The 23,838-nt window shown below is 58.6% G+C and carries 21 protein-coding genes and 3 tRNA genes; 14 read left to right on the top strand and 10 right to left on the bottom strand.

Annotated elements, in window-relative coordinates; all coding sequences use genetic code 11:
• Window position 1: 1 nt before the first annotated feature.
• Window positions 2–74, bottom strand: a tRNA-His gene (locus KBY58_RS00470).
• On the opposite strand from KBY58_RS00470, the gene KBY58_RS00465 reads away from it, so the two are divergent.
• From KBY58_RS00465 to KBY58_RS00455, 3 genes are read left to right on the top strand one after another with little or no spacing between them, the layout of a single operon-like run.
• Window positions 61–543 (top strand): DUF4359 domain-containing protein, encoded by a 483-nt coding sequence (locus tag KBY58_RS00465; protein ID WP_255002228.1) that lies wholly within the window; start codon window positions 61–63, stop codon window positions 541–543. The two genes, KBY58_RS00470 and KBY58_RS00465, sit on opposite strands and share 14 nt — an antisense overlap.
• Entirely contained in the window at window positions 540–1,835 is a 1,296-nt protein-coding gene (locus tag KBY58_RS00460) for an amidohydrolase family protein (RefSeq protein ID WP_254932859.1), read from the top strand. The genes KBY58_RS00465 and KBY58_RS00460 overlap by 4 nt, the downstream gene beginning before the upstream one ends.
• A complete protein-coding gene (locus KBY58_RS00455; RefSeq protein ID WP_255002226.1) occupies window positions 1,832–3,292 on the top strand; it encodes an FAD-binding oxidoreductase in 1,461 nt (486 codons plus the stop codon). The genes KBY58_RS00460 and KBY58_RS00455 overlap by 4 nt, the downstream gene beginning before the upstream one ends.
• On the opposite strand, the gene KBY58_RS00450 is transcribed toward KBY58_RS00455, so the two are convergent.
• The 5 genes from KBY58_RS00450 to murA all read right to left on the bottom strand — a co-directional run bounded on the left by KBY58_RS00450 (window position 3,289) and on the right by murA (window position 7,655).
• Window positions 3,289–3,771 (bottom strand): pentapeptide repeat-containing protein, encoded by a 483-nt coding sequence (locus tag KBY58_RS00450; RefSeq protein ID WP_255002225.1) that lies wholly within the window; start codon window positions 3,769–3,771, stop codon window positions 3,289–3,291. The two genes, KBY58_RS00455 and KBY58_RS00450, sit on opposite strands and share 4 nt — an antisense overlap.
• A gap of 46 nt (window positions 3,772–3,817) precedes the next feature.
• Window positions 3,818–5,038 (bottom strand): bifunctional folylpolyglutamate synthase/dihydrofolate synthase, encoded by a 1,221-nt coding sequence (locus tag KBY58_RS00445; RefSeq protein WP_255002223.1) that lies wholly within the window; start codon window positions 5,036–5,038, stop codon window positions 3,818–3,820.
• Complete coding sequence (locus tag KBY58_RS00440) at window positions 5,031–6,260, bottom strand: aspartate aminotransferase family protein (RefSeq protein ID WP_255002221.1); 1,230 nt, start codon at window positions 6,258–6,260, stop codon at window positions 5,031–5,033. Before KBY58_RS00440 ends, KBY58_RS00445 begins: the two co-directional genes overlap by 8 nt.
• A tRNA-Leu gene (locus KBY58_RS00435) sits at window positions 6,236–6,317 on the bottom strand. The genes KBY58_RS00440 and KBY58_RS00435 overlap by 25 nt, the downstream gene beginning before the upstream one ends.
• A 12-nt stretch (window positions 6,318–6,329) precedes the next feature.
• Window positions 6,330–7,655, bottom strand: coding sequence for a UDP-N-acetylglucosamine 1-carboxyvinyltransferase (gene murA / locus KBY58_RS00430; protein ID WP_255002218.1), 1,326 nt, complete (start codon window positions 7,653–7,655; stop codon window positions 6,330–6,332).
• A 133-nt stretch (window positions 7,656–7,788) separates the two neighbouring features.
• On the opposite strand from murA, the gene KBY58_RS00425 reads away from it, so the two are divergent.
• From KBY58_RS00425 to KBY58_RS00400, 6 genes are all read left to right on the top strand, one after another.
• A tRNA-Leu gene (locus KBY58_RS00425) sits at window positions 7,789–7,872 on the top strand.
• A gap of 13 nt (window positions 7,873–7,885) precedes the next feature.
• On the top strand, window positions 7,886–8,134 hold the full coding sequence (locus KBY58_RS00420) for a hypothetical protein (protein ID WP_254932865.1): 249 nt from the start codon (window positions 7,886–7,888) through the stop codon (window positions 8,132–8,134).
• Window positions 8,135–8,137: 3 nt separating this feature from the next.
• Window positions 8,138–8,998: an RNA methyltransferase gene (locus KBY58_RS00415; protein WP_315858007.1), complete on the top strand. Its 861-nt coding sequence runs from the start codon at window positions 8,138–8,140 to the stop codon at window positions 8,996–8,998.
• A 37-nt stretch (window positions 8,999–9,035) separates the two neighbouring features.
• Window positions 9,036–10,487: a dihydrolipoyl dehydrogenase gene (locus tag KBY58_RS00410; protein WP_254932866.1), complete on the top strand. Its 1,452-nt coding sequence runs from the start codon at window positions 9,036–9,038 to the stop codon at window positions 10,485–10,487.
• A 1-nt stretch (window position 10,488) separates the two neighbouring features.
• The gene (trpC, locus tag KBY58_RS00405; RefSeq protein WP_255002215.1) at window positions 10,489–11,373 is read left to right on the top strand and encodes an indole-3-glycerol phosphate synthase TrpC; all 885 of its coding nucleotides are present in this window, start codon (window positions 10,489–10,491) and stop codon (window positions 11,371–11,373) included.
• 39 nt (window positions 11,374–11,412) lie between these two features.
• Complete coding sequence (locus tag KBY58_RS00400) at window positions 11,413–11,748, top strand: nucleotidyltransferase domain-containing protein (RefSeq protein WP_255002213.1); 336 nt, start codon at window positions 11,413–11,415, stop codon at window positions 11,746–11,748.
• 282 nt (window positions 11,749–12,030) lie between these two features.
• Here the strand turns inward: KBY58_RS00400 and KBY58_RS00395 are convergent, their stop codons facing one another.
• Window positions 12,031–16,101: a DUF4114 domain-containing protein gene (locus KBY58_RS00395; protein WP_255002212.1), complete on the bottom strand. Its 4,071-nt coding sequence runs from the start codon at window positions 16,099–16,101 to the stop codon at window positions 12,031–12,033.
• A gap of 137 nt (window positions 16,102–16,238) precedes the next feature.
• Between KBY58_RS00395 and KBY58_RS00390 the strand changes: the two genes are divergently transcribed.
• Window positions 16,239–17,378, top strand: a complete 1,140-nt coding sequence (locus tag KBY58_RS00390; RefSeq protein ID WP_255002211.1) for a hypothetical protein — start codon at window positions 16,239–16,241, stop codon at window positions 17,376–17,378.
• A gap of 231 nt (window positions 17,379–17,609) precedes the next feature.
• Here KBY58_RS00390 and rpsD read toward each other — a convergent pair whose 3' ends face one another.
• Window positions 17,610–18,218 (bottom strand): 30S ribosomal protein S4, encoded by a 609-nt coding sequence (gene rpsD, locus KBY58_RS00385; protein WP_254932870.1) that lies wholly within the window; start codon window positions 18,216–18,218, stop codon window positions 17,610–17,612.
• 92 nt (window positions 18,219–18,310) lie between these two features.
• Here rpsD and yidD point away from each other — a divergent pair, with 92 nt between their 5' ends.
• The 3 genes from yidD to KBY58_RS00370 are packed head-to-tail and all read left to right on the top strand — an operon-like array spanning window position 18,311 to window position 20,438.
• Complete coding sequence (yidD, locus tag KBY58_RS00380; RefSeq protein ID WP_255002285.1) at window positions 18,311–18,577, top strand: membrane protein insertion efficiency factor YidD; 267 nt, start codon at window positions 18,311–18,313, stop codon at window positions 18,575–18,577.
• A gap of 14 nt (window positions 18,578–18,591) precedes the next feature.
• The gene (locus KBY58_RS00375; RefSeq protein ID WP_254932871.1) at window positions 18,592–18,885 is read left to right on the top strand and encodes a glutaredoxin family protein; all 294 of its coding nucleotides are present in this window, start codon (window positions 18,592–18,594) and stop codon (window positions 18,883–18,885) included.
• Between the two features lie 26 nt (window positions 18,886–18,911).
• Entirely contained in the window at window positions 18,912–20,438 is a 1,527-nt protein-coding gene (locus KBY58_RS00370; RefSeq protein ID WP_255002208.1) for a UDP-N-acetylmuramoyl-L-alanyl-D-glutamate--2,6-diaminopimelate ligase, read from the top strand.
• Between the two features lie 9 nt (window positions 20,439–20,447).
• On the opposite strand, the gene KBY58_RS00365 is transcribed toward KBY58_RS00370, so the two are convergent.
• A complete protein-coding gene (locus tag KBY58_RS00365; protein WP_255002207.1) occupies window positions 20,448–21,629 on the bottom strand; it encodes an aminotransferase class V-fold PLP-dependent enzyme in 1,182 nt (393 codons plus the stop codon).
• A gap of 86 nt (window positions 21,630–21,715) precedes the next feature.
• On the opposite strand from KBY58_RS00365, the gene KBY58_RS00360 reads away from it, so the two are divergent.
• Entirely contained in the window at window positions 21,716–22,153 is a 438-nt protein-coding gene (locus KBY58_RS00360; protein WP_255002206.1) for a hypothetical protein, read from the top strand.
• A 300-nt stretch (window positions 22,154–22,453) separates the two neighbouring features.
• Here the strand turns inward: KBY58_RS00360 and KBY58_RS00355 are convergent, their stop codons facing one another.
• Window positions 22,454–23,479, bottom strand: coding sequence for a S1C family serine protease (locus KBY58_RS00355; protein WP_255002205.1), 1,026 nt, complete (start codon window positions 23,477–23,479; stop codon window positions 22,454–22,456).
• Window positions 23,480–23,838: the final 359 nt, after the last annotated feature.

Here is a 23,838-nt window from a genome sequence, read left to right as displayed (position 1 = left end):
GGGCGAGCGAGGGGACTTGAACCCCCGAATGGCGGCACCACAAGCCGCTGCCTTAACCACTTGGCGACGCCCGCCGTGATCGGTGCCAATGTACCAATTGATGAGGCAGAACAGGGTTTGCCAATTTCGAGCCGATTTTTAAGCCCGATTTCCCAATCCCTGGCAGCTGGCTTGGCCGTTGGGGCCCTGCTGGCCGGTGGCCTGGTGCTGACCAACCCCACGCCGGCGGATTTGGAGGCTTTTGCCGCCGAAAGCCTGCCCAAGGAAATCAGCGATGAGCTCTGCAAGCCCGGCGGGCTGCCGATGGCCATGCGCTTGACGATCAGCAATTGCCCTGCCCTGGTGGCTGCCCAAAAAGGGGTGTTGGGGCGGGTGGTGCGTGAGCAGGCCCAACGCCAGAACTTCGGCCTCTTCAGCCTCTATCGGGCCAGCATCGGCGGCCAAAACCTGTTGAATTGGCAGGTGCCCCGATATCAGGCCACCGTGCTGGGAATTGCTGGAAACTTTGTGTTGGTGCAATCCGCAGCCACGCCAAATCCATGAGCTTGGCCCTGGAGTTGCGGCTGCCCCGCAGCCTGCTGGATCCTCGCCTTAATGACCTGCCCAGCCCCGATGCCGATGGCCTGGTGGCGGTGCGGATTTTGCAGGAGTCGGGGCTGGTGCGCTCGATTGAGCCCCTGCCGCCGCAGCCTTCAAATGCTGGCTTGCCCCTGGCCCTGACCCCCCTGGTGGAGCCCCATGCCCACCTGGATAAAACCGGCACGGCCCAGGCTTTTCCCAACTGGGATGGGGGCATGGCCGGGGCCCTGGCCCAGAACCAGCGGGAACATGGCCAGCGCAGTGCCAATGCTGTGAGACAAAGGGCAGAGGCCCTGCTGGAGCGCAGCTGGCGCTACGGGGTGCGGGCCATGCGCACCCACATTGATAGTGGTGGCGGGCCGGCCACCGAGGCCAGCTGGCAGGCCCTGTTAGAGCTGCGGGAGCGCTGGCGCGGCCGCTTGGATTTGCAGCTGGTGGCCCTGGCCCCCCTGGAGCATTGGCTGCGGCCCGAGGGGGAAGCCCTGGCCAGGCGGGTGGCGGGCTGGGGCGGGTTGCTGGGGGGAGTGCTGGGCCCGCCCTATGCCAGCCGCGGCTGGGCTAATGGCCAAGACCAAGAGGCCCTAACGGGCCTGCTGGCCCTGGCGGAGCGCCTGGGCTGCGGCCTGGATCTGCATGTGGATGAGGCCGATAGCCAACCCGGGCGGGGTGTGGCCCTGCTCACGCGGCTGGTGTTGGAGCAGCGAAGGGCGGTGGCGATCACCTGCAGCCATTGCTGCAGCATGGCCCTGTTGCCCCAGGCCCGGCTGGAGCGCCTGGCCGAGCAGATGGCCCGGGCCCAGCTGGCGGTGGTGGCCCTGCCTTTCACAAATCAGTGGTTGCTGGGTCGCCGGCCCGGTCAAACGCCGGTGCAGCGGGCCCAGGCCCCGATCCGCAGCCTGCAGCGGGCAGGGGTGCGGGTTGCAGTAGGTGGCGACAACGTGCAAGACCCCTGGTTTCCTGGGGGCGACGGCGATCCGATTGAGCTGTTGCGCTTTGCGGTGCCGGCCTGCCACCTGGTGCCCAGCCAGCGCCAGGGCATTGCCCCTTTCACCCGGGCCAGCTCGGAGCTGCTGGGCCTGGACTGGGATGGGGTGCTGCGCTTGGGGGGGCCGGGCGATCTGGTGGTGCTCTCCGCCACCAACTGGACCGAGCTCCTGGCCCGCACTCCCCAGCGACGGGTGTTGCGGGCGGGGCAATGGCTTGGGCCAGCCGAGACTGAGCTGCCATCGCCGCTGCTGGCCAAACTGGGGCAGTGAAAAGCAACCAGGTGCCCGATTTGGCGCAAGTAAGTAAGGCCCTGCAAGCCCAGGCGGTAAAGGCCTTGGTGGATGAGTTGCGCCTGCTGGATCCGGGGCTGGTCTTGACCCAGGAGCCTGGCGAGCTGGAAAAGCTCTCCCGTGATTTCTACGACTTTTCGCCGGTCCTGATCCCCCAGCTTCAGGAGCATCGGGCCCAATTGGCAGTTTTTGCTTCGAAGGTGGAGCAGGTGCAACTGGTGGCCGGGGCCTGCGCCCGCCATGGGTTGCCCCTCACCGTGCGCGGTGCCGGCACGGGCAACTACGGCCAGTGTGTGCCGCTGGAGGGGGGGGTGGTGCTGGAGATGCGGGGCCTTAATCGCGTCCGCCAAATCGATCCCGAAACCGGCGTGGTGGAGGTGGAAGCGGGCTGCAGCTTGGCGGCCCTCGACCAGCAATTGGCGGCCGCCGGCAGGGCCCTGCGGATGGTGCCAAGCACGATGCGCACCGCCACGGTGGGGGGCTATTTCGCTGGGGGCTCCAGTGGTTTGGGTTCCCTGCGCTGGGGATTTTTGCGGGATCCCGGCAATCTTTTGGGCCTGGAGGTTGTCACCCTGGAGGCGGAGCCCCGGCTGCTGCAGCTCGATGCCGAGGCCAGTGTCCCGCTCAACCATGCCTACGGCACCAATGGCATCCTCACGGCCCTGCGGCTGCCCAGCACGGAAGCGGTGGCCTGGCAGCAAGTGGTGGTGGGTTTCCAGGATTGGCAGCAGGCCCTAGCCGCGGCCCAACTGCTGCCCCAGACCGCCTTTTTCCTGCAGGGTTTGACCCTGCTGGAGGCGGAGGTGGCCGCCGCCATGCCCTGGCCCCCTGGCTGCCCGAAATGCCCATCGGAGCAGGCAGCTGGGCCTGAACACCGGCTGCTCCTTTGGGTGGGGCCCGATGCGCTCCGGTCTCCCGGAGAAGGGGTCCCTGGAGAAGGGGCCCCCGCAGAAGGTGCCCTGGTGGCCTGGTTAGGGGCGCGGGGGGGGGAAGTGCGCTGGCTGGCGCCAAATCTGCCCGGCCCGGGCTTGCCCCTGCGGGAGTTCACCTGGAACCACACAACCCTCCATTGGCGCAGCAATCACCCCGACTGGACCTACCTACAAATGCTCTTGCCCCAGCCGGAGACCCCTTGCCTTGCGGCCCTGCGCCAGCGCTGGGGAGCAGACCTGCTCTGGCATCTGGAGGCGGTTAAGCACGAGGGGGCAGCCCGCTTGGCGGCCTTGCCGTTGCTGCGTTGGCAGGGGCAAGCCCAGCTGGCAGAGCTGATCCAGCACTGCCGCGAGCTGGGGGCCTTCGTGTTCAACCCCCATGTGCTGACCGTGGAGGACGGGGGCCTGGGGGTGATCGATGCCGACCAGGTGGCGGCTAAGGCGGCCCATGACCCTGCAGGCCTGCTCAATCCAGGCAAATTGCGGGGGTGGCTGTCCCGTTAGCAGCCCAGGCTGCTGCGGGTATCCACGCCTGTGATGGGGTTGCTGCCCGAGGCTTCCTTACATAGGGATCGTTGGTCCAGTCGATCGATTAAGGCATCGCTGAAGTCAGCGTTGGTGACGGTGGCGCCAATGAAGCTGCTGCCTGAGGCAATGGCCCCTGCCAGGAGGGCGTTGCTGAAGTCGGCACCGCTGAAATCCACCTTGTCCATCAGCACATTGGTGAGATTGGCGTCGCTGAAATCAGCTTCTGGGAAGGAGGCCTGGGTAAAGATCGCCCCATGCAGATCGGAGCCGCTGAAATTGGCGTGGCGACCACTGGCTCCGGCAAAGGAGGTGTCGGCCAGGTCGCGGCTGCTGAAATCCGCTTCGTTTTGGTTGGTGAGGGTGTAGTCGATGCCCTCAAACGCCCAGGCGGGGGAGCCGGCGCAGAAAACTGCCAAGAGGAGCAGTAGGGCCCAGGCCCGCTTAAGCCAAACCATGGTTTCGAAGGCGGGGGGGCAATCTGAGCTCCACTCTCTCAGGGATTCACTCTCTCGCAGTGGCGGCGATTAGGTGGCCGATTAGGTAGAGGGATCCTGCCACCACAACCGGTTCAGGGGAGCTTTGGTGGGCGCCACTGGCCCAAGCCTGGCCAAGGGCCTCCTGCCAATCGGGGCTTGTGTGCAGTTGCTCCGCCAGCTCGGGGCAGGACTGCCGCAGCGAATCCCCGTTCCAGCTGGGGTGGCCCGGCACCGGCACAATCCAGGCCCGGTCATCTGGCCCCAGCAGTTCGCGGAGCATCTCCGGCGCCTGCTTGTGGGCCAGCATGCCCAACACAAACCGCCTGGCTGTTTGGCCACTGGCGTTGTCCAGCTCCTGGCGCAGGGCCCTGGCGGCCGGTGGATTGTGGGCGCCATCAACCAGCAGGCTGTGGCCGCGCCAATGGATTGTTTGCAGCCGCCCGGGCCAATGGGCACAGGCAAAACCCTGGCGAATGGTGGCTTCCTTGATCGGCCAGCCGGCCTGCTTGAGGGCCTGGAGCATGCCCAGGGCCACGGCCCCATTGCTGGCCTGCAATTCGCCGGGAATGCCCAGATCCCATTGCCCGAGGTCTAGGGGTTTTACCCAGCGCAGCTCGGCACCAATGGCACCTGCTTGCTGCTCTAAAACCTCGGCCACCTCAGGGTTTTGGGCGGCGCTGATGGCGACCGTGCCCGGCCGCAGCACGCCGGCCTTTTCGGTGGCAATGGCGGCCAAGGTGCTGCCGAGAAATTCACGGTGATCCAGGCCTATGGGGCCAAAGCCCACCACGCTTCTGTTGGGGTGGCAGGTGGTGGCATCGAGCCGGCCGCCGAGGCCCACCTCCAGCACCACCAGGGGGCACTGGGCCTCCGCAAAGGCGCAAAAGGCCGCCGCCGTGACCAGCTCAAAGGGGGTGAGCAGGTGGCGTTTAGCCAGGTCCTGCAGATCGAAAAGTCTTTGGCGTAGGGCCGATTCCCCAATCAGCTCGGCGCCGATGCGAATGCGTTCGCACCAGCTCAGCAGATGGGGCGAGATGTAGAGCCCAGTTCGAATGCCGGAGGCCTGCAGGGCGGCATGGACAAAGGTGGAGATCGATCCCTTGCCATTGGTGCCGGCCACCTGCACCGCCATAAAGCTGGCCTCTGGATGCCCCAATTCAGCGAGGGCTGCCTGCAGACGATCAAGACCCAGGTCGACGCCCCGGCGATTGAAGGGTTCGATCAGGTCGTCAAAGGGATCAGCCAAGGCTGAGCAGGGCTCGCTCAAGTAGGGCCACTGCCCTGCGCAGCTGGCGACGATTGATCACCAGGGGTGGCACAAAGCGCACCACCTGGGGGCCGGCTGGCACGAGCAACAGGCCCTGGGCCATGGCTGCCTTGACCAGCTCGGGGGCCGATGGCGCTTCCGAGCGCAGCACCAGGCCCTGCAACAGGCCCCAGCCCCGCACACCCTCAAGTTTGCCGGGATGGCGACTGACCAAGCCGGCCAGTAATTCCTGGAGCAGGCTGCCCATCGCCTGCACGTGGGGCAGCAGCTGGCGCCTTTCCAGCTCGGCCAGCACGGTTAGGCCAGCCCTACAGGCAAAGGGATTGCCGCCAAAGGTGCTGGCGTGCTCCCCGGGCACGAACAGATCGGCCTTGGCCTTAACCGCTAGCGCCCCAATCGGAATGCCGCCGCCTAAACCCTTGGCGAGGGTGAAGGCATCTGGCTCAACCCCCAGTTGTTCGTAGCCCCAGAGCCGGCCGCTACGGCCCACGCCGATTTGGACCTCGTCAAAGATCAGCAGGATTTGCTTGGAATCACAGAGCTGGCGTACCCGTTCAAAGAAGGCCCGGTTGCCGGGGTGCACGCCGCCCTCACCCTGGAGGGGCTCCAGCAATACCGCCGCCACCCTGGGGCCATGGGCCTCGCATTGCTCCAGGAGACTTTCGAAGGCGGCGGTGTCGTTGTAGGGGAAGTATTTGAAGCCCTCCACCATCGGCTCAAAGCCCTGGTGGTATTTCGGCTGGCCCGTGGCCGATACGGCGGCAAGGGTGCGGCCATGGAAGCTGGCCTGGGCCGTGAGAATTACGGGCCCTTGCCCAGGCTCAGTGCCGATGCCCCGCACCTGGTGGCCGTGCTTGCGGGCCAATTTGATGGCGGCCTCGTTGGCCTCGGCACCGGAGTTGCAGAAAAACACCCGATCGGCGCAGCTGCTCCCGGTGATGGCCGCGGCGAGTTGCTCCTGCTCCGGAATCCGGTAGAGGTTGGAGACGTGTTGCAGTTGCCCCAGTTGGCGGGAGAGGGCCCGCCTGAGGCGGCGGTCGCTATGGCCGAGGGTGCAAACGGCGATGCCAGCCACACAGTCGAGATAGCGCTTGCCAGCCGTATCCCACACCCAAACCCCCTGACCGCGCTGGAGCGCGATCGGGAAGCGGGCGTAGGTGTCCATCACTGAAGAGATGGGAGCGGTGGGACTCGAACCCACAAACCCGAAGGCGCTCGATTTTGAGTCGAGTCCGTCTACCAATTCCGGCACGCTCCCTTCTTTAAGAGCTTAGGCCGCGGCCTTCGCTAGGGGTTGGGCTCCACTGGCCCGTTCGATTAGGGCCCCGGCGGCGTTGAGCTTGGTTTCGAGGTGGGCATAGCCGCGATCGAGATATTCCAGGCCCCTCACCGTGGTGATGCCCTCTGCGGCCAAGCCGGCCAGCACCATCGCGGCCGAGGCCCGCAGGTCGGTGCCCTGCACCGGGGCCCCGCTCAGCCGGGGTACCCCTTCGACAAAGGCGGTGTTGCCTTGCATCCGGATTGCGGCCCCCATGCGCTGCAGCTCACCCACGTGCTGGAGGCGATTTTCAAAGATGTTTTCGGTGATCACGCTGGTGCCCTTGGCGGTGGCCAGCAGGCTCATGAACGGCGCTTGCAGGTCGGTGGGAAAACCAGGGAATGGTTGGGTGCGCAGGTCTACGGCATTGATTTGATCGGCCTTAAGGGTCAGGCCAATGCCATCGTGTTCGATGCGGCAGCCCGCCTCTTCCAGCTTGGTGATCACGGCACCGAGGTGCTCGGGAATCACCGGTGCAATGCGCAGGTGGGAACGGGTGATCGCAGCGGCCAGCAGGAAGGTGCCGGCCTCAATGCGGTCGGGAATTACGGAGTAATCGGCGCCATGGAGGCGCTCGACCCCGGAGATGGTGATGGTGGGGGTGCCGGCGCCCCGCACCCGGGCCCCCATGGCCAGCAGCAGGCCCGCCAGGTCGACCACTTCAGGCTCAAGGGCGGCGTTTTCGATCACGGTTTCGCCGTCGGCCAAGGCCGCAGCCATCATTAGGGTCTCGGTGGCGCCGACGCTCGGGCAATCCAGGTGGATCCGGCCGCCGGTGAGTCGATGGCTCCGGCCAGGCACCACGGCTGTCACCACGCCGTGCTCAATCGTGACCTGGGCACCCAGGGCCTTTAGCCCCTTGACGTGCTCAACCACGGGACGGGTACCTATTTGGCAGCCCCCGGGCAGGGGCACCTTGGCCATGCCCATGCGCGCCAGCAGGGGACCGATGCAGAAGAAGCTGGCCCTGAGGCTGTTCACCAGCTCGTAGGGGGCGGTGGAATTGTTGATGTGGTCGCCGTTTAGCTCGAGGCAATCACCAATCCGCAGAACTCGGCCCCCCAGGCTGCCAAGCATTTCGCCCATGGCGGCGATATCGGTGAGGGGCGGCACATTGCGCAGCCGGATCGTGTCGCGGGTGAGCAGGCAGGTGGCCATCAGCACCAGGGCTGAGTTCTTGGCGCCGCTGACGCTGAGCTCGCCGGTCAACTTGCGACCCCCGGAGATCTGGAGCAGGGGGTTGAGAATTACTGGGGAGCGCACAACAGTCAGGGTCATGGGATGGCTCTGCCCCTATTGAAGTCCCATCTTGACAACAAATAGTGGGAGCGTCTAGACGTCCGCCGCCCGAACTGGTCAGAAACGGCTAGGTGATGGCGTATGTTCGACCGGTCGCTTCAGCGGCAGCCACGCGGATGTGGCGGAATTGGTAGACGCGCTAGTTTCAGGTACTAGTGGCAGCAATGTCGTGGGAGTTCAAGTCTCCCCATCCGCACTTTTTTCCTTCAATGATTGTTCTCAAGATTTCAAATGCCTCGGAGGTGATCTCCTCCAAGCTCGGCAAGTTTCTTGAGAGCTTGACCCCCGATGGTTTCGACCAAACCACCATCGAGGACGTCCTGCTCAAAAAGTTGATCGAAAACCTCCAGGCCGAGGGCCTAAAGGGCGAAGTGGCCTCGGTTAAGGGCTTGGATTTGGAAGGTAAGGAACTTGTGGTGCACGACCACATGCACGTGCGGCGCCACGACAGCTTCTAGGGCGTGCCAGAACTGATCACCAGCCGCCGCAACCCCCTGGTGAAGCGGCTGCGGGAGCTGCATGTTGGCAAGGGCCGCAGGGAGCAGGGCTTGCTGCTGGCGGAGGGCACTCACCTTTTGCAGGAGGCGCGGCGGCTTGATTTGCTGCCGGTTGAACTGCTGGCCACGCAGGCCTGGGCAGACAAACACCCCGAGCTTTGGGAGGGTTGGCCCGATCAGGTGCGGCGCTATTGCGTTGATGGGCTGGTTTTAGCTGCAGTGGCCACCACGGCCCAGGCCGATGGGGTGGTGTTCAGCTTGGCCCCGCCGGCAGCGCCGAGCGAGCCCCTGCCGGCAAGGCAGCCCGTGCCTGCAAGGCAGCCCGTGCCGGCAAGCCAGCCCAGCTTTGTGTTGGTGCTCGATGGCCTCCAGGATCCCGGCAACCTGGGCACCTTGATGCGCACCGCCCTGGCGGCGGGGGTGGAGGCCCTCTGGTTGGCAGAGGGCGCCGACCCCTTCCAGCCGAAGGTGCTGCGCTCCTCCGCTGGAGCGGCCTTGGCCCTGCCTATCGAGAGGATCGGCCGCCCTGAGCTCGAGGAGCGCCTATGGGCTGCTGCAGGCCGGGGGATGCAGCTGGCCGCGGCGGTACCGCCAGGGTTAAGCCAGGCCGATGGCAAGGGTCCGCTGGCCTATTGGCAGCTGGATTGGCTACGGCCCACGGCCCTGTTGCTGGGCAATGAGGGGGCGGGTCTGGCTGCGGAGCTGCAGGCCATCGCCACCCACCTGATCACGATCCCCCACTGCCAGGCGGTGGAATCGCTAAACGTGGCGGTTTCCGCTGCGCCACTGTTGCTGGAGCGCCTGCGGCAGCGCTCTGGAACCTGACGGGGGAGAATGCCGTCAGTAACCGCAGTGCAGCCCGGTGAGCGACGCCCAAACCAACGGCAGCTTCGATTTCGACGTGATCGTGATCGGGGCTGGCTATGGCGGCTTTGATGCGGCAAAACATGCCGCCGAGCATGGGCTGAGGGTCGCCATTGTGGAATCGCGCGACATGGGCGGCACCTGCGTAAACCGCGGCTGTGTGCCCTCGAAGGCCCTGCTGGCGGCCAGCGGCCGGGTGCGGGAGCTGGCGGATGCGGAGCATCTGGCTGGTTTTGGCATCCACGCGGCGCCGGTGCGTTTTGAGCGCCAAAAAATTGCCGACCACGCCAACCAACTGGTGGCGACGATTCGCACCAACCTGACCAAGGCCCTGGAGCGGGCTGGCGCCAAGATTCTTTTGGGCAAGGGCCGGCTCGATGGCCAGCAGCGGGTGGCGGTGCGGGAGGCCAGTGGGGTGGAGCGGGTCTATAGCTGCCGCGACGTGATCATTGCCACCGGCTCCGATCCTTTCGTGCCGCCGGGCATCGAGACCGACGGCCGCACGGTGTTCACCAGCGATGAGGCCGTAAGCCTTGAATGGCTGCCCCGCTGGATCGCGATCATTGGCAGCGGCTACATCGGCCTGGAATTCGCCGATGTCTACACGGCCCTTGGCTGCGAGGTCACGATGATTGAGGCCCTCGACAAGGTGATGCCCACCTTTGATCCAGACATTGCCAAGATCGCAGCCCGCCATCTGATTGAAGGCCGTGAAATTGAGGCCCGAGCAGGGGTGCTAGCCCGCAAGATCACGCCGGGCTGCCCGGTCAAGATCGAATTGGCCGACATGAAAACCAGGGAATACGTGGAAACCCTGGAGGTGGATGCGGTGCTGGTGGCCACGGGCCGGGTGCCGACCAGCGCTGAATTGAACCTGGCGGCGGTGGGGGTGGAAACCAACCGGGGCTTCATTCCCGTCGACGACAAATTGCGGGTGCTGGTGAATGGTGAGCCGGTACCCCACCTATGGGCAGTGGGCGATGTGACCGGAAAGATGATGCTGGCCCACACCGCAGCGGCCCAGGGAACGGTGGCGGTGGACAACATCCTTGGCCACCCCCGCGAGATTGATTACCGCTCCATTCCGGCGGCCACCTTCACCCATCCGGAGATCAGTTCGGTGGGTCTATCGGAAGTTGATGCCAAGGCCCTCGCCGCCAGCGATGGTTTTGAGCTGGGTTCGGTGCGCAGCTACTTCAAGGCCAATTCCAAGGCCCTGGCCGAGCTGGAGAGCGATGGTCTGATGAAGCTGCTCTTCAACAGGAGCAGTGGCGAAGTGTTGGGCGCCCACATCTATGGCCTGCATGCGGCCGATTTGATCCAGGAGGTGGCCAATGCGGTGGCCCGGCGCCAGTGCGTTCAGCAGCTGGTAAGGGAGGTGCACACCCACCCCACCCTCAGTGAGGTGGTTGAGGTGGCCTACAAGCAAGCCGCAGCGATGGTGGCCTGAGATGGAGTTCCGTCGCCGCCCACCAAATCCCAAGGTGAAGGTGCTCCACCTGGAGTACGCCATCCGCCATGAGGAGAGCGAACCTCGCTCGATCCTCGAGAAGATTGTTTGGGAAAAGGACCGGGAGGTGGCCTCCGCCCGCGAGCGGGTGCCCCTGGAAAAACTGAAACAGCAGGTGGCGGATTTGCCCGCGCCCATCGACTTTGTCGCGGCCCTGAAGGCCAGCTGCCGCAAGCCGGCGGTGATTGCGGAGGTGAAAAAGGCCAGCCCCAGCAAGGGCGTGATCCGCGAGGATTTTGATCCCGTGGCGATTGCTAAGGGCTTTGCAGCGGGCGGCGCCAGTTGTCTTTCGGTGCTCACCGATCGGCAGTTTTTCCAGGGGGGCTTTGAGGTGCTGGTGCAGGTGCGCCAGGCGGTGGAGCTGCCCCTGCTCTGCAAGGACTTCATCCTCAGCCCCTACCAGCTGTATCAGGCCCGGGCCGCCGGAGCCGATGCGGCCCTATTGATCGCGGCGATTTTGAGCGATCAAGACCTGGGCTACTTGCTGAAGGTGGCCAAGGCCCTGGGCCTGGCGGTGCTGGTGGAGGTGCACGATGCCGAGGAGTTGGAGCGGGTGCTGGACCTCGATGGGGTGCAGCTGATCGGCATCAACAACCGCAACCTGGCCACCTTTGACACGGATCTAGCCACCACTGAGCAGCTCACTGCCCTCTATGGCGAACGCATCCGCGCCAAGGGTTGCCTGTTGGTGAGCGAGTCGGGGCTATTCAGCCGCGAAGATCTCGATCGCGTCCAGGGCGCCGGTGCCGATGCGGTGCTGGTGGGTGAAGCCCTGATGCGCCAGGCCGATGTGACCGCAGCCCTGGAAACCTTGATTGGGGGCTGAGGGGTTGAGGCCACCTGCAAAGCAGCGACGCCCTTAGTCATGCCAGTGCGCTTGTTAAATCAATCGCTGCTCAGATGGCCTGAAAGTGAGGCTGTCTTGGCGGATGTGGCGAGCTGGGCGGCTGGGCAAGCGGGCTTGCATCCAGAGCTTGAGCGTGTAGGGGTCTACGGCAGCTACGGCCGGGGTGATGCCGGTGTGGGCAGTGATTTGGATTTAGTGCTGATCGATGGGGCGGCGGCCGGTTCGCAGTCGCACCGATTTAGGCAGTGGCCTTTCGAGCAGTTACCGCTCAGTTGTGACGCCCTGATTCTCACCCCGAAAGAGTGGATCATCCTGCTGGAAACTGGACCGGAGGATCCAGCCCCCTACCCCTAGCCCAGCAATCTATGGGGCATAAAAAATCAGCCCCCACCGCGGTGAGGACTGATTTCGCAGGGTAGAAAGTTAATTGAAGAGCCGTTCTTACTGCCTGGGAGGCTTGCTCTAATTGTTCTGTGGTCTCCAGGTTTATTGCCATTGGGTTTCTTGAGCAACACCGTGATCTGGCCTTTCCGTGGAGGCCCGGAAGCCTACGTCAGTAGTTGGGCTTGTGGTTCTAGGCGTGCTCAGGCATCGCTAAGAACACGTATCCAACAGCAAGATCAGGGGCTTCAGAAGCTACACAATAGGTTGAACTACTGGTGTAATTGCAAAGAGCATGTCATTGAAGTCGCGATCTCCCCGCAAGCCCATATCCTCAAAGGCAAAGTAGCCAGTACCAAAGGAGACTTGCTGAAGATCCTTCCCAAGATTTGCCTCTTTAACTGAAAACAAGATTTCAGATAGGCTATCGATCTGATCCGGCGAAGCTAGCACCTGATTAGGAGTTATAAAAAGAGCATATGAGTTTCCCTTAGCAAGTTGAATTGAAGATCTGCTTGTTTGAGCAAAGCCAGGAATGGGCAAACCTGTAATCCCATCTACCGTATTCGTCTGTGATCGCCTAAAAGCCTCTCTGGCATATTCAACGCTACCCGGTGCCAAGTGATTGGCTAGTTTCCCCTTATCTCCAAACAGGAAGTGGCCGTAAGTGTTGTCTACACGAAATAATCCATACCCTGATAAGTAGCCACCGAATCTAGCAACATCAAGATTAAAATCAACATTCGAACTGCCAGCATTGCTTGCAGCGTAGTAAGTGAGCTCGTCTACCATAAAAAGCTGCCCCTCGCCAGGCGCCAATACAACCTGTGATCCAATGCCAGGAGCTCCAAATACAACACTATTATCCAATTCTGGGCTGGAATTAATACTAAAACCTAGGGTAGAAAGCCTCACATTCCCTTCTATATCTTGCAATGCAAGTGCGAATCGATCAGCGTAGGGCAGTGTGGTGCCAGCCGTTGTTGCAAGATCTCCAATTGATATCCCTTCACTGCTTAGAATCGCGCTGGGATTCGAAAAAGCTTCCAATGCTTTTTCCGGGCTAAGCGCTCGCGAATCATAAGATTCTCGAGCGGTAGCGAGATAGCTAAACTTACTTTTTGCAAAATTTAGATATGATGAATCTGTTGGCTTTATAGCAGTCTGGCCGCTCTGGATTGAGCCGTCACTGTTTACTGGATACCAAAATAACTGTTCACCGGCCTTAAGATTTGCCCTAGGCATTAAAATCGCCAGCTGCTGGGCCTGCGACGGCAAGTTTTCACTCGATTCGGATCTAGATTTGTTTGAATAAAATACTCCCTCTGCCTCTTGATTCAATGTAATCATATCAGCAGTTGCATAGAGAAATATGCTGCCTGAATTATCAGCTATTGTTGCATTGGTGGCATTTTCAAGCTTAAAATTAATCAATTTGTCCGGCAAAGTTATGGAATTAAGGTTAGAGACAAATAGTACGCTAATTTCATTAACTCCACTTGGAAATCTAAATAAATACCTGCTACTACTGCTATTGATGATATTTTCTTTAACTTCAAGTAGTTGTAGGTACTTGCTAGCATCACTTGGTAAAACCAATTCAACTGTTGCTTCTTTGTTTAAGTTATCCTTGCTTCGCTGCAGGGAAATCTCAATCGATCCAAAGATTTTCCTGTTTTTTCGATTTCTTAGTGTGGATATATCCTGAGGGATGATGGCTTGATTAATTCTAAAGCCAGCTTTAGTTTCTTCTAGTTGCTCAAGTTCTTTATTCGAGCGACTAAGGAGCCAGGCGCCTTGCGCCATCACACTTGCAATAACAAGATCATCTGCTAAATCATACTCAAGATTCGTAATCCACATGTTAAAATTATTGTCATCTCCGGCACCTTGCCATCCAACTGGCTTGAAGGTGCTGAGAATATTTGTTGCCCCCACTGAGGCACGCCACGCTCCTCCATAGCCACTAAGGAATAACTCAGATTCAGCACTTTCAGTTTTAGGGGCGTATACAACCTGCTGTAGGCTTGCCGTAGCTGGAATTCCATTCTTGCCAGACTCTGCCACTATGCTCCAGTTTATGCCACCATCTGGGCTATAAATCAGAGAAGAGGCTGAGAAATAATCGGCTTTAGGTCTTTTTAATTGTTGTGTGTATGAGATTTTGGTGTATGCAACTGTAGCCCAAATTTCGTCTGGGTTATTCGGATTGATTGCAATTCCAGTTATTGTATTGTTTTTTTGGACGTATTCCGGCAGATTTGCGGAGAGATCCTTCAACTGATAAGCATTTACATTCTTAAACCAGTCTTGTTGTGTGCTTGCTGATGCTTTGCGGCCAAATAGTTTTGCCGTGGTGGTGGGGGTACCGCCTACATCCTCATTCTGATTGAAACTTGTGTACAATGCGTCCCAGCTGTAGGGCTTCTGTTCCTTGAACTGAAATGCTTGATTAGATCCTATGGCAACTTCAGTGAAGAATCTAGGTTTGTTTTTGTCTGCATCTTCGGCTATTAATGGAACAAGCAGCATCTCTCCTAATGTTACCGACTGCCAGTGCGGGAAAACCTGCTCGTAGATATTGCGCATTCCTGAAAAGACAATGTCCCCAGCGCGGTATTCACTTGTTTCTGCTGGATGATAGAAGGGGTAATTTAGAGCGCCGTACCAGGTGTTTTCATAATCAAACCAGTCTTGAAAATTGCCATACTTATCAATGATACTTAGGTTTAGAACATCACTAGAGAGAAGTGTGCCTGAATAGTCATATGAATTCTGCTCTACAATTCCACTTGAACCATATTGTTGAGCGGAAAAGTAAGCCCTGCTGATGCCATCGCTACCTACGATTCCATCATCAAATCTCGCTATTGCACCATCTCCACTTGTGACATTTAACCAGCCAGGCTGATTTCCAAACCGCCCAACTGCTGTGGAATTATCCTGCATTGCCGTAATGGCAAGGTTGCCAATACTGCTCCAATCCGAGCTGAAACCTTCAGTGATACGTAGGCCATCACTTAACCCTTTCCAGGGCTTTGTTGTGTCGATGTCTTTGCTTGTACCCAGATCTTTGATATAGATGCCACCATCATCTGATTCGATAATGCGTGTTACCCCAGAGAGCGTTTGCATAAAATCAATATCTCTGGAATCGGCATGCGGTGCAGTGACATCGCTGTTATTAGGCTCTTCTTTTGAGGGAAAGAGATTAGTAAATTTTGGTTGATTGCCGCTGAAATCTGTAGCTACGATTGCTCCGGTATATCCTAGATGTGCCAGAACCCATTCACCATTCTTGAACTCACCTGGCCCCCAATTTCCGCCTGCAAATACCTGTTCTGGGTTTGTAGGATCGGAGGCAAAGGATGAATGAAACATAGCTTGATCACTTCCAATCTTGCCAGATACATCTGCTTTTTGCCAGTTTGAATTGGTAACCTTTTCATCGTAAATAACTTTATTTATTGAGTCATAGAGTCCAGAAGGACTCGATGCTGTAATTATAGCTGTCGCCAGGAAGAGAATATCTTTGCCCGTCGCTGGATCTTTTGCTGTTGTGACTCGTAACATTGACTTGTCACGGCATAGCGGCTCTGAGCTGTCTATCAGCTTCCATTCCCTTGAGGGGGCTTGCCTGAGCTCAGAAATTGTTGATGTGTATATACCCTTGCCAATTACAGCCGCATAAAGGCGACCGGAACTTGATTTTGCAATCGATGATATATAACTGCTGGTGGATTCGCTCAGGTTCGCTGCTGCTCCCAGGGTTGCGAGCTTGCCTTCTGAATCAATTGAGCCAATGAAGAGACCCGTATTAGTTCCTGCAACAACAATATTGTCAGCTATCTCTAGGGAGGTTATGGCTTTTCCTTTTAGTTTTTCTTGGCTATTTCCATCATTCGCAATCCATTTTAGGGAGCCGCCTGCAAGCCTTTCTGCAACCTGCAGGGGTTTGTCTATCAAGCCCGACAAATTTCCAAAGCTACTTGTGGCTCCTTGGCCTGAAATTAGCCACTTGTTATCATCAGAAACCTTTATCTTGGAAATTGATTGAGCTCCTTCGTATCCATTAGAGCCGCTTAGCCAAGTCCATTGGCCCCATGCATCTGTTGCCCCTGTGTACGGCCTTCCCCACACACCTCCCCCAGCGGCGCCAGCGTAGAGGATGCCATCTTTAGTGTTGTTATCCTGCACCATGAAAAGGCTACTAACAGCACCAGTTGCAATGCCGCTGCCCCAAGGATTTCCTATGCTTAAACGTGCTCTGAAGGGATCCTGAATCGGTGCGGGACCAAGGGGCTTAAACATCTGATCTGTGGCCATGTTATTGAAAGGTTTAAAACTCAATACAGTATACAAGTGGACCGACGTGATTTCAAGATTTCCTAGGGGGTATGCCCCAATTGATTGCGCACCTCGCATCAAGCATCCATAATTCAGGCAAACTTCTGTGTGCTCACATGCAGCTCAAACCTAGGCTGGCACAGCTGTATCTCGCGCTGTTCACTTCACTACTGATCATTGGGTTCTTTCAGTTCAGCGCTCCAAGGCTGTTACCGCACAATCCCCAGACCCATGATACCCAAAGTGCAAGAAGCTACGTCTCAGTTGAGACCATCAACGAAAAAGGAAAGCCTGCCGATCTTGATATCAATTTGACGGTCAGAGTCAGAACAATTCAAAATATAAACCTTCCTGAACAAAGCTTTAGCGCTGAAGGCTTCTATTGGCTCCAATGGGGCCAGGAGGTTCAGGATATGATTGCCCGTCACAAAATCGCTTTAGATGGGATCGTCGAGATTGTCAATCTTGTTGATCGTGATTCAACTGTAATCGAGCGCACTGAAGTAATTAGCAGGCAGAATGGTGGCAGGAAGGTGTATTCGTTGTCAGTGTTTTATTCAGGTAAGTTCTTCATCCCAAATGTTAATCTCGAGAACTCTCCCTTTGATCGGCTGATCTTGCCAATCATCATCGAAGTAGATGATAGTGAGCTCAGCAGTGAATCGAGATTTGTATCTCTGAGCCCAGAATTGAATACCACCGCCGACCCGATAGCCGGTGAATTTTCAAATATAAGTGGCTTTCGCCTCATTAAAACCAGCTGGCAACGGGCTGTTGCTAGCTATCTGTCTAGTCCTGATGCTCCAACGGGAAGCCAGACAAGGTACAGCAGGGCAACTGCTCTTTTTACTTATGACCCAGGCTTCTGGGCTGTTTTCGTTCAGTGGATATTGCCGCTCGTGGTGGTTATGGGCATCGTGGTAATGGCTCCTTCCCTGGATGGGAAGTTGGGCGACTCGCGCCTGGCGATCCCAACAGCTGCCTTGCTGACATTAATATTCCTGCATCTTGGCTATAAGGCAAGCTTCCCTGAGGTGCCTTATCTTACTTACCTTGATCAACTCTATGCATACAGCTATTGCGTCTGCATTTTGATCTACATTCTTTTCGTTTTGTCGTCTAATGCCCATTCTCGTGGTAATCGCGTTGGGGATGGGGGTAATTATTTAATGCAGCAGGATAGGTTCGAATTGATCGTTCAAGTCTCAATTGTGGTTGGTTATGTATGTGTTGCCGTTCTCGGTTGGCATGCCTGAATCTTGCTGGCTCGCTGATAGTTAGATCCACACCCATTTATTGCGCCCCTGGCAAATCTTGATTGGAGTTTGAATTGGATGTGCGCTCCACTCAAGTCGGGCCTAATTCCCGGCGTGGGGTAGTCGTTTGGGGAGGGCGCTTTGCGGAAGATTGGCCTAGGAAAACCACAAAAAACCCCTGGCCGGTCGCTTTGACTGACCAGGGGCATAGACGATAACAACGGTCGGGAATCAGACTTTGCGGCTGTAGAACTCCACCACCAGCAGTTCGTTGATCTCAAGGGCGACCCATTCGCGTTCGCACTTGCTGATCACCTTGGCGGTGAGTTTGTTCTTGTCGAGTTCAAGGTGGGGCGGGATGTTGGCCAGGCCTGGGAATGCCAGGTTGCCTTCAGCCAACAACTTGCTTTGCTTGCGCTCGCGGATGGCGACCTGGTCGCCGGCCTTGCACTGGAAGCTGGCGATGTCCACCACGCGGCCGTTCACGGTCACGTGGCCATGGTTCACCAACTGGCGGGCACCGGGAACGGTGGGGCCAAAGCCAAGGCGGAAGCAGACGTTATCGAGCCTGTTTTCCAAAAGCTTGAGCAGGTTGGTTCCGGTGGAACCCTCCTGGGCACGGGCTTTCTTCACGTAGCGAACCAGCTGACGTTCGGAAATGCCGTAGTTGAAGCGAAGTTTTTGCTTCTCTTCGAGGCGGATGGCGTATTCGGAGCGCTTGCGACGGGCTTGGCCGTGCTGACCGGGGGGATAAGACCGCTTGGCGGACTTACGGGTGAGACCGGGAAGGTCTCCCAAGCGCCGCGTGATCCTCAGTCGAGGGCCGCGGTAGCGAGACATGAAAAGAAATCAAGGGACGAAATTGGGCCCGAAAGGCCCGTGGCGAGGCCGGATCAAGCATGCTGGGTAAATCCCTACAGGCTTGAGTCGTGCTGCGCCAACGATCGATCCTATCGGTTGGCCCCAATGCTGAGGCCCAGGGGGTTGTGGGTGCCCTGCTGCTTGCCCTAATTGGCTTCTATCGCCAGTGGTTTTCGCCCCTACTCGGGCCCCGCTGCCGCTTCATTCCCAGCTGTAGCGCCTACGGGTTGGAGGCAATTGCCCGCCATGGGGCCCTGCGGGGTAGCTGGCTGACCCTGCGGCGGCTGTTGCGTTGCCACCCCTGGACACCCTGCGGTTGCGATCCAGTGCCCGATTAATGGAGGGATCAGCCATGGGCGAGCTGTTGCTGTTCACCAGGGCCGGCTGCTGCCTATGTGAGGGCCTGGAGGAAAAATTGCGGGCCCTTACGCCAGTGGTGGCCCTCAGCTTGGTTGATGTGGATGGCGATCCGGCCCTCCAGGCGCGCTATGGGTTGGAGGTGCCGGTGCTGGCGATACCCGCTCCGCAGGGGGAGGTGGCCGGGACCCGCCCCTGGCGGGAATTGCCCCGGGTGCCGCCCCGCCTGATGGGTAAAAGCCTGGCCGATTGGCTGCTTAAAAACGGTTTCCCTGGCCAAGGCGCTTAGATAGGCACTAAGACGGTTGCCCCGCCATGGCCCTGCTGCTCCATCCGCTCCTGCGTCAGCTGGGATTGGAGGTGCCAGAAGGCTTGCCGAATGCCGACCTGACGGGGCTTAGCTGTGATTCGCGCCGGGTTGGGCCGGGCACCCTGTTTGTGGGGCTGCCTGGCAACCAGGTGGATGGGGGTCAGTTTTGGCCCCAGGCCCTGCAGGCCGGCGCGGAGGTGGCCCTGATTGGGGCAGCAGCAGCAGCTGCAAATCCACCGGGCCCTGCGGATCCGGTGCTGGTGGTGGATGGTCCGGTGGCCCGTTGGGCTGGGGAATTGGCGGCGGAGTTTTGGGGCCGGCCCAGCCAGCGTTTGGCCCTGATCGGGGTGACGGGCACCAATGGCAAAACCACCATCACCCACCTGATCGAACATTTGGCCGCGGAAACGGGCCGTCCCACGGCCCTATTTGGCACCTTGGTGAACCGCTGGCCGGGCCATAGCGTCACGGCCCAACACACCACGGCCTTTGCCGATGTGCTGCAGGCCCAATTGGCCCAGGCGGTGGAGGCCGGAGCGATGGTGGGGGCGATGGAGGTGAGTTCCCATGCCCTCGATCAGCAAAGGGTGGCCGGCTGCCAATTCGCCGGAGCGGTGTTCAGCAACCTCAGCCAGGACCACCTCGATTACCACCTTTCAATGGAGGCCTATTTCGAGGCCAAGGCCCGCCTGTTTGCAGCCCCCTATCTCCAGTTGGGCGGCCAGGGCTGTGCCAAGGGAGTGGTGATCAATGGCGACGACGCCTGGGGCCAGCGCCTGATCGATCGGCTGGCCAGCCAGCTGGGGGATTGCTGTTGGCGCAGCTCCCTGGATGATCCCTCCGCCGAGCTGCACGTGCGTGACCTCCAGCTCAGCTCTGGCGGCATGGCCGGCACCCTGGTGACACCCCATGGTTCAGGCCAATTTCAGTCGCCTTTGGTGGGTCGTTTCAACCTGATGAATCTGCTGCAGGCGGTGGGTTCCCTGGTGCAGCAAGGGGTGCCCTTGCCCCTGTTGTTGGGGGCGCTTGGCAGCTTCAAGGGGGTGCCGGGCCGGATGGAGCGGGTCAGCCTGGGGGCAGCCCAGGGCCCCTTGCCCGCCGTGTTGGTGGATTACGCCCACACCCCAGATGGCCTGGAGAGTGCCCTCGGCGCCTGCCGCCCCTTCACCTCGGGCCGTTTGATTTGCGTTTTTGGTTGTGGTGGTGACCGCGACCGCAGTAAAAGGCCGCTGATGGGGGCGATTGCTGCCCGGTTGGCCGACCAGCTCGTGCTCACCTCCGACAACCCCCGCACCGAGGAGCCGGCCCAGATCCTGGCGGATGTGGTGGCTGGCATTCCCGCCGGCACGGCCCTACAGGTGGAGGTGGATCGGGCCGCTGCGATCAGGCTGGCGATTGCCTCTGCAGCTCCTGAGGATCTGGTGCTAATCGCCGGTAAGGGCCATGAGGACTACCAAATCCTTGGCACCGGCAAGATCCATTTCGACGATCGCGAAGAGGCCTACGGGGCTCTCCAAGCTCGCTGCGCCTGATCCTGCGAACTAGCGCTGCAAGCCATTGACCGCCATCAGCGCCTCGAGGAGTTGGTCCACCTCTTCACAGGTGGTGCTGATGTGGGCGCAGGCCCTTAGGCAATGGGGATCATCCAGGCTGCGGATCCAGATCCCCTTTGCCCCCAGCTGCTTCACCAGCTCTTCCGGGTTGTGCCCCTCCACCTGGAAGCTCACCAGCCCAGCTGGGGGGGCACTTTCCAGCAGGGTGCTGATGCCATCAATGGCCTGAAGGCCGCTCCAGAGCCTGTGGCTTAGGCCTTGAATTACGGCTAGCCGCTCTTTGGCACTGCCCTCTGCATCGAGCAGCCCCAGGGAGGTTTGGAGCCCCGCAAATAAGGGCAGGCAGGAGGTGGCCACCTCGAAGCGGCGGCTATCGCCGTGGAAGCCGCTTTGGCCGTTGCTTTCGTGGCTGAGGCTGCGCCAGCCGATCAAGGTGGGTTGGGCCTCCCTAACTACCCGTTCGGAAAGGGCCATTGCCCCGAGGCCTTCGGGGCCGCAGCACCACTTGTGGCCGGTGCAGGCATAGATGTCGGCGGCGGCAGCAGCCTCCGCCACCGGCATTGCCCCAAGCGATTGGGCCGCATCCACCAGCAGCCAGGGCTGGCGCGGATGGTGCTGCAATTGTTTTGCCACCGCCGCAATCGGCATCAATTGGCCGGTGTTCCAGAGCAGGTGGGAGAGCACCACCAAGCGGGTGGCAGGGCCCAGGGCCTGCTCGAGCCGCTCGAGCACCCTGGCCTCGGCATCGGCTGGGGTGTGGCGCAGATCGGCCACCGGCAGGCTGGCGATCTGGAGACCCTCGCGGCGGGCCAATTCCCGGCAGGCGGCCACCACCCCGGGGTGTTCGCAATCACTGATCAACAGCTCATCGCCGCGCTGCCAGGGCAAGCCCCAGAGGGGCAGCACGCAGCCCGAGGTCACATTTTCAGTAAAGGCCACCCGCTGGCTTGGCACCCCAAACTCCTGGGCCAGCCGCTGCCGAAGGCGGGCGCTGGTGGCCTCGATGAAGGGCCACACATCACCTGTGAACGGCCCCAGCTCCTGGATCCTGCGCCAGCTGGCGGTGATCGCTTCTAGGGAGGCTTCCGGCAACGGCCCCTGGCCGCCGTAGTTGAAGTAGGTCTTGTTGGCTAGGGCTGGGAGCTGTTGGCGGAACTGTCCTTGCACCATCTGCGATCTCGAGATCAGGATGTGACTAAAGCTGTAGCTAAAGGTGGCCTTCAGGAAGCATCCCACATACGTTCGAAAGGCTTGCAATGGAAACCAGCTTAAACGTGGTGTCCCAAGCGATCTTCAGCCAATCATTGGCGAAAAGGTTTGGAGTGAGCCCAGAGGAGCTGATCGACGACCTGAAGGAAGGGGCTTGCGTAACTGCTGATCAGGGGTGGATGACGCCTAAGCAGACACAGCGCTACTTGCGTGTTCTCTATGGGGAGGAGGCACCAAGGCCACAGCTAACAGCGGAGGAGCTGATTCAAAAGGCCAGGAGCCTTAAAAGCCCAGCCGAAAGGACAGTGGCTGGATGGAGGAAGGCCATGTCTGATTTTCTTGGCTTTGCTGGGGGGGTTGCTCATCCAACCGCCGCAACGAGAGAGCATGACGTTGCTTATCGCAGCCACCTGTTGGAAATGGTCAAGCCAAATACAGCTAAGACGACCCTGTTGCTTGCCTGGGTGGCTTGTGATCTGTTCTAATTGAGATTAATTCCGATCAAATACATATCTTCCAGGAGCTCACAAAGCGGAGTAACCTAGTCTTGTTGTTTTCTGAAGCACCTAAAAAGTTAAAGGTTTCAGGGGGATTGATTAATGAATGCATAACCGCGAAAGGAGCATTATCAGATTGACTGATGACTAGAATTCAAATCAATCGTATACAAAAGATCATTCATGATAATCGCATTGTATTCCTGCTAAAAGAAGGCAAGGAGAAGCGACTCAGCGAGCAAGGGTTCCTACGTCACAGCAGAAAACTTCTATACTGCCTGAAAGTGGCTAAGTGGGAGAGCGGAATGCAAAAACCTCAGGCTCAATCTGAACACGAAGATCACCATCCTTGTCTTCTAGCCAGTTTCCATTGAAACGTTTGCCTCCGACATAGACCTCGGCAGCATTACCAGGCAGAAGATAAATTACACGCTTTAAGCCATTAGAGTTAATCAACTGAACTTCAATACGAGATTGTGAAAAATTTCGAACTGCGATCTGACATAGAGAACCAACAAGTTGTTGAGAACCAGGGCTTTCTTGAAACCAACAATTAGAGCCGTTAATCTGAGATGGAGAAGGGCCCGCCTGAGCAGGAGGGGTTGATGCTGAAAAGGGGGATGACGGAGAACCAGATCTGGTAGAGAAAAAAGTAGAAGCACCGGAGTTACCAATTGACTTAACGAGAAAGTCATCAATCATGGAAGAGGAAAGAGCAAAATTAAGCCCCTCGCTGTTATCAAGCTTGAAGGTGGCCACACCAACAACACAACCGCTCTTATCAAGGATGGGCCCTCCAGAATTTCCGGGATTGATGGGCGCATCAATTTGCAGGATCTGACCATTCTCACGCAGGCTACTAACAACTCCTCTTGTAAGGCTAAATTCCAAGCCTTGTGGGGCACCAATTGCAACGATGTCAGCTCCAACGCTAGGAGCAATTGGCTTTAGCACCAAGGCACGGCCACGAACACCCCTAACCTCAAGCAAAGCCAAATCAGCCTGAGGAGTAGATGCGCCCGAATTGGCAACAACGGTCGCAGTATCCTGGTTACCATCAGACCACTTTAACGCGACACTACTTGCATCTCCGACGACATGTGAATTTGTAATCAGGTAAGTAGAAGAAGCAGTATGCCGAATAACGAATGCACTTCCTTCCATAGAGCCAGTTCGAACAACTGCAACTCCAGGTTTGGCACCCTCAAAGAGGACTTCTGGGCTTAAAGCCTGGCTGGAGCATTCAGGAGAAGAAGGCTCCACAACTTCTTGCTTAGATAACCGGGACTGGCAGCCCGTCATCAGACCAAGCATCAATGTAAGGAGCGCTAGTGAAGCAAAGCTGGGTCTTGATCGGAGAAAAATCAAGGTAAAAAAGCGGATTGCAGTTTGAGGAAAAATCAAAAGAAGAGCACGAAACCCTGAGCTTGTAAAGACTTCCGAACTCTGCGCTATTCGCTTACAATTGCTCCTCGATATAACCCTTGGTCAACCACTTATTCCTGACAATTCCGGGCGCAGCGAAAGCGTACACAATCCAAACAATCCAACCAAGAAGGACAGCCCAAAGCAATAAACCTAGAAGAAGGTTGCCAAGCGCGTGACCAACTTCGCCGATACAGAAAAAGAAAATCGGACCAAGCAGAAAAGCTCCAATAACAATTGAAGCGTTA

It is taken from the genome of Cyanobium sp. HWJ4-Hawea, assembly GCF_024345815.1.
Lineage (GTDB): Bacteria > Cyanobacteriota > Cyanobacteriia > PCC-6307 > Cyanobiaceae > Cyanobium_A.
Note: the sequence above shows the minus strand (reverse complement) of the source record. Positions and strands in the feature narration are given on the sequence as shown.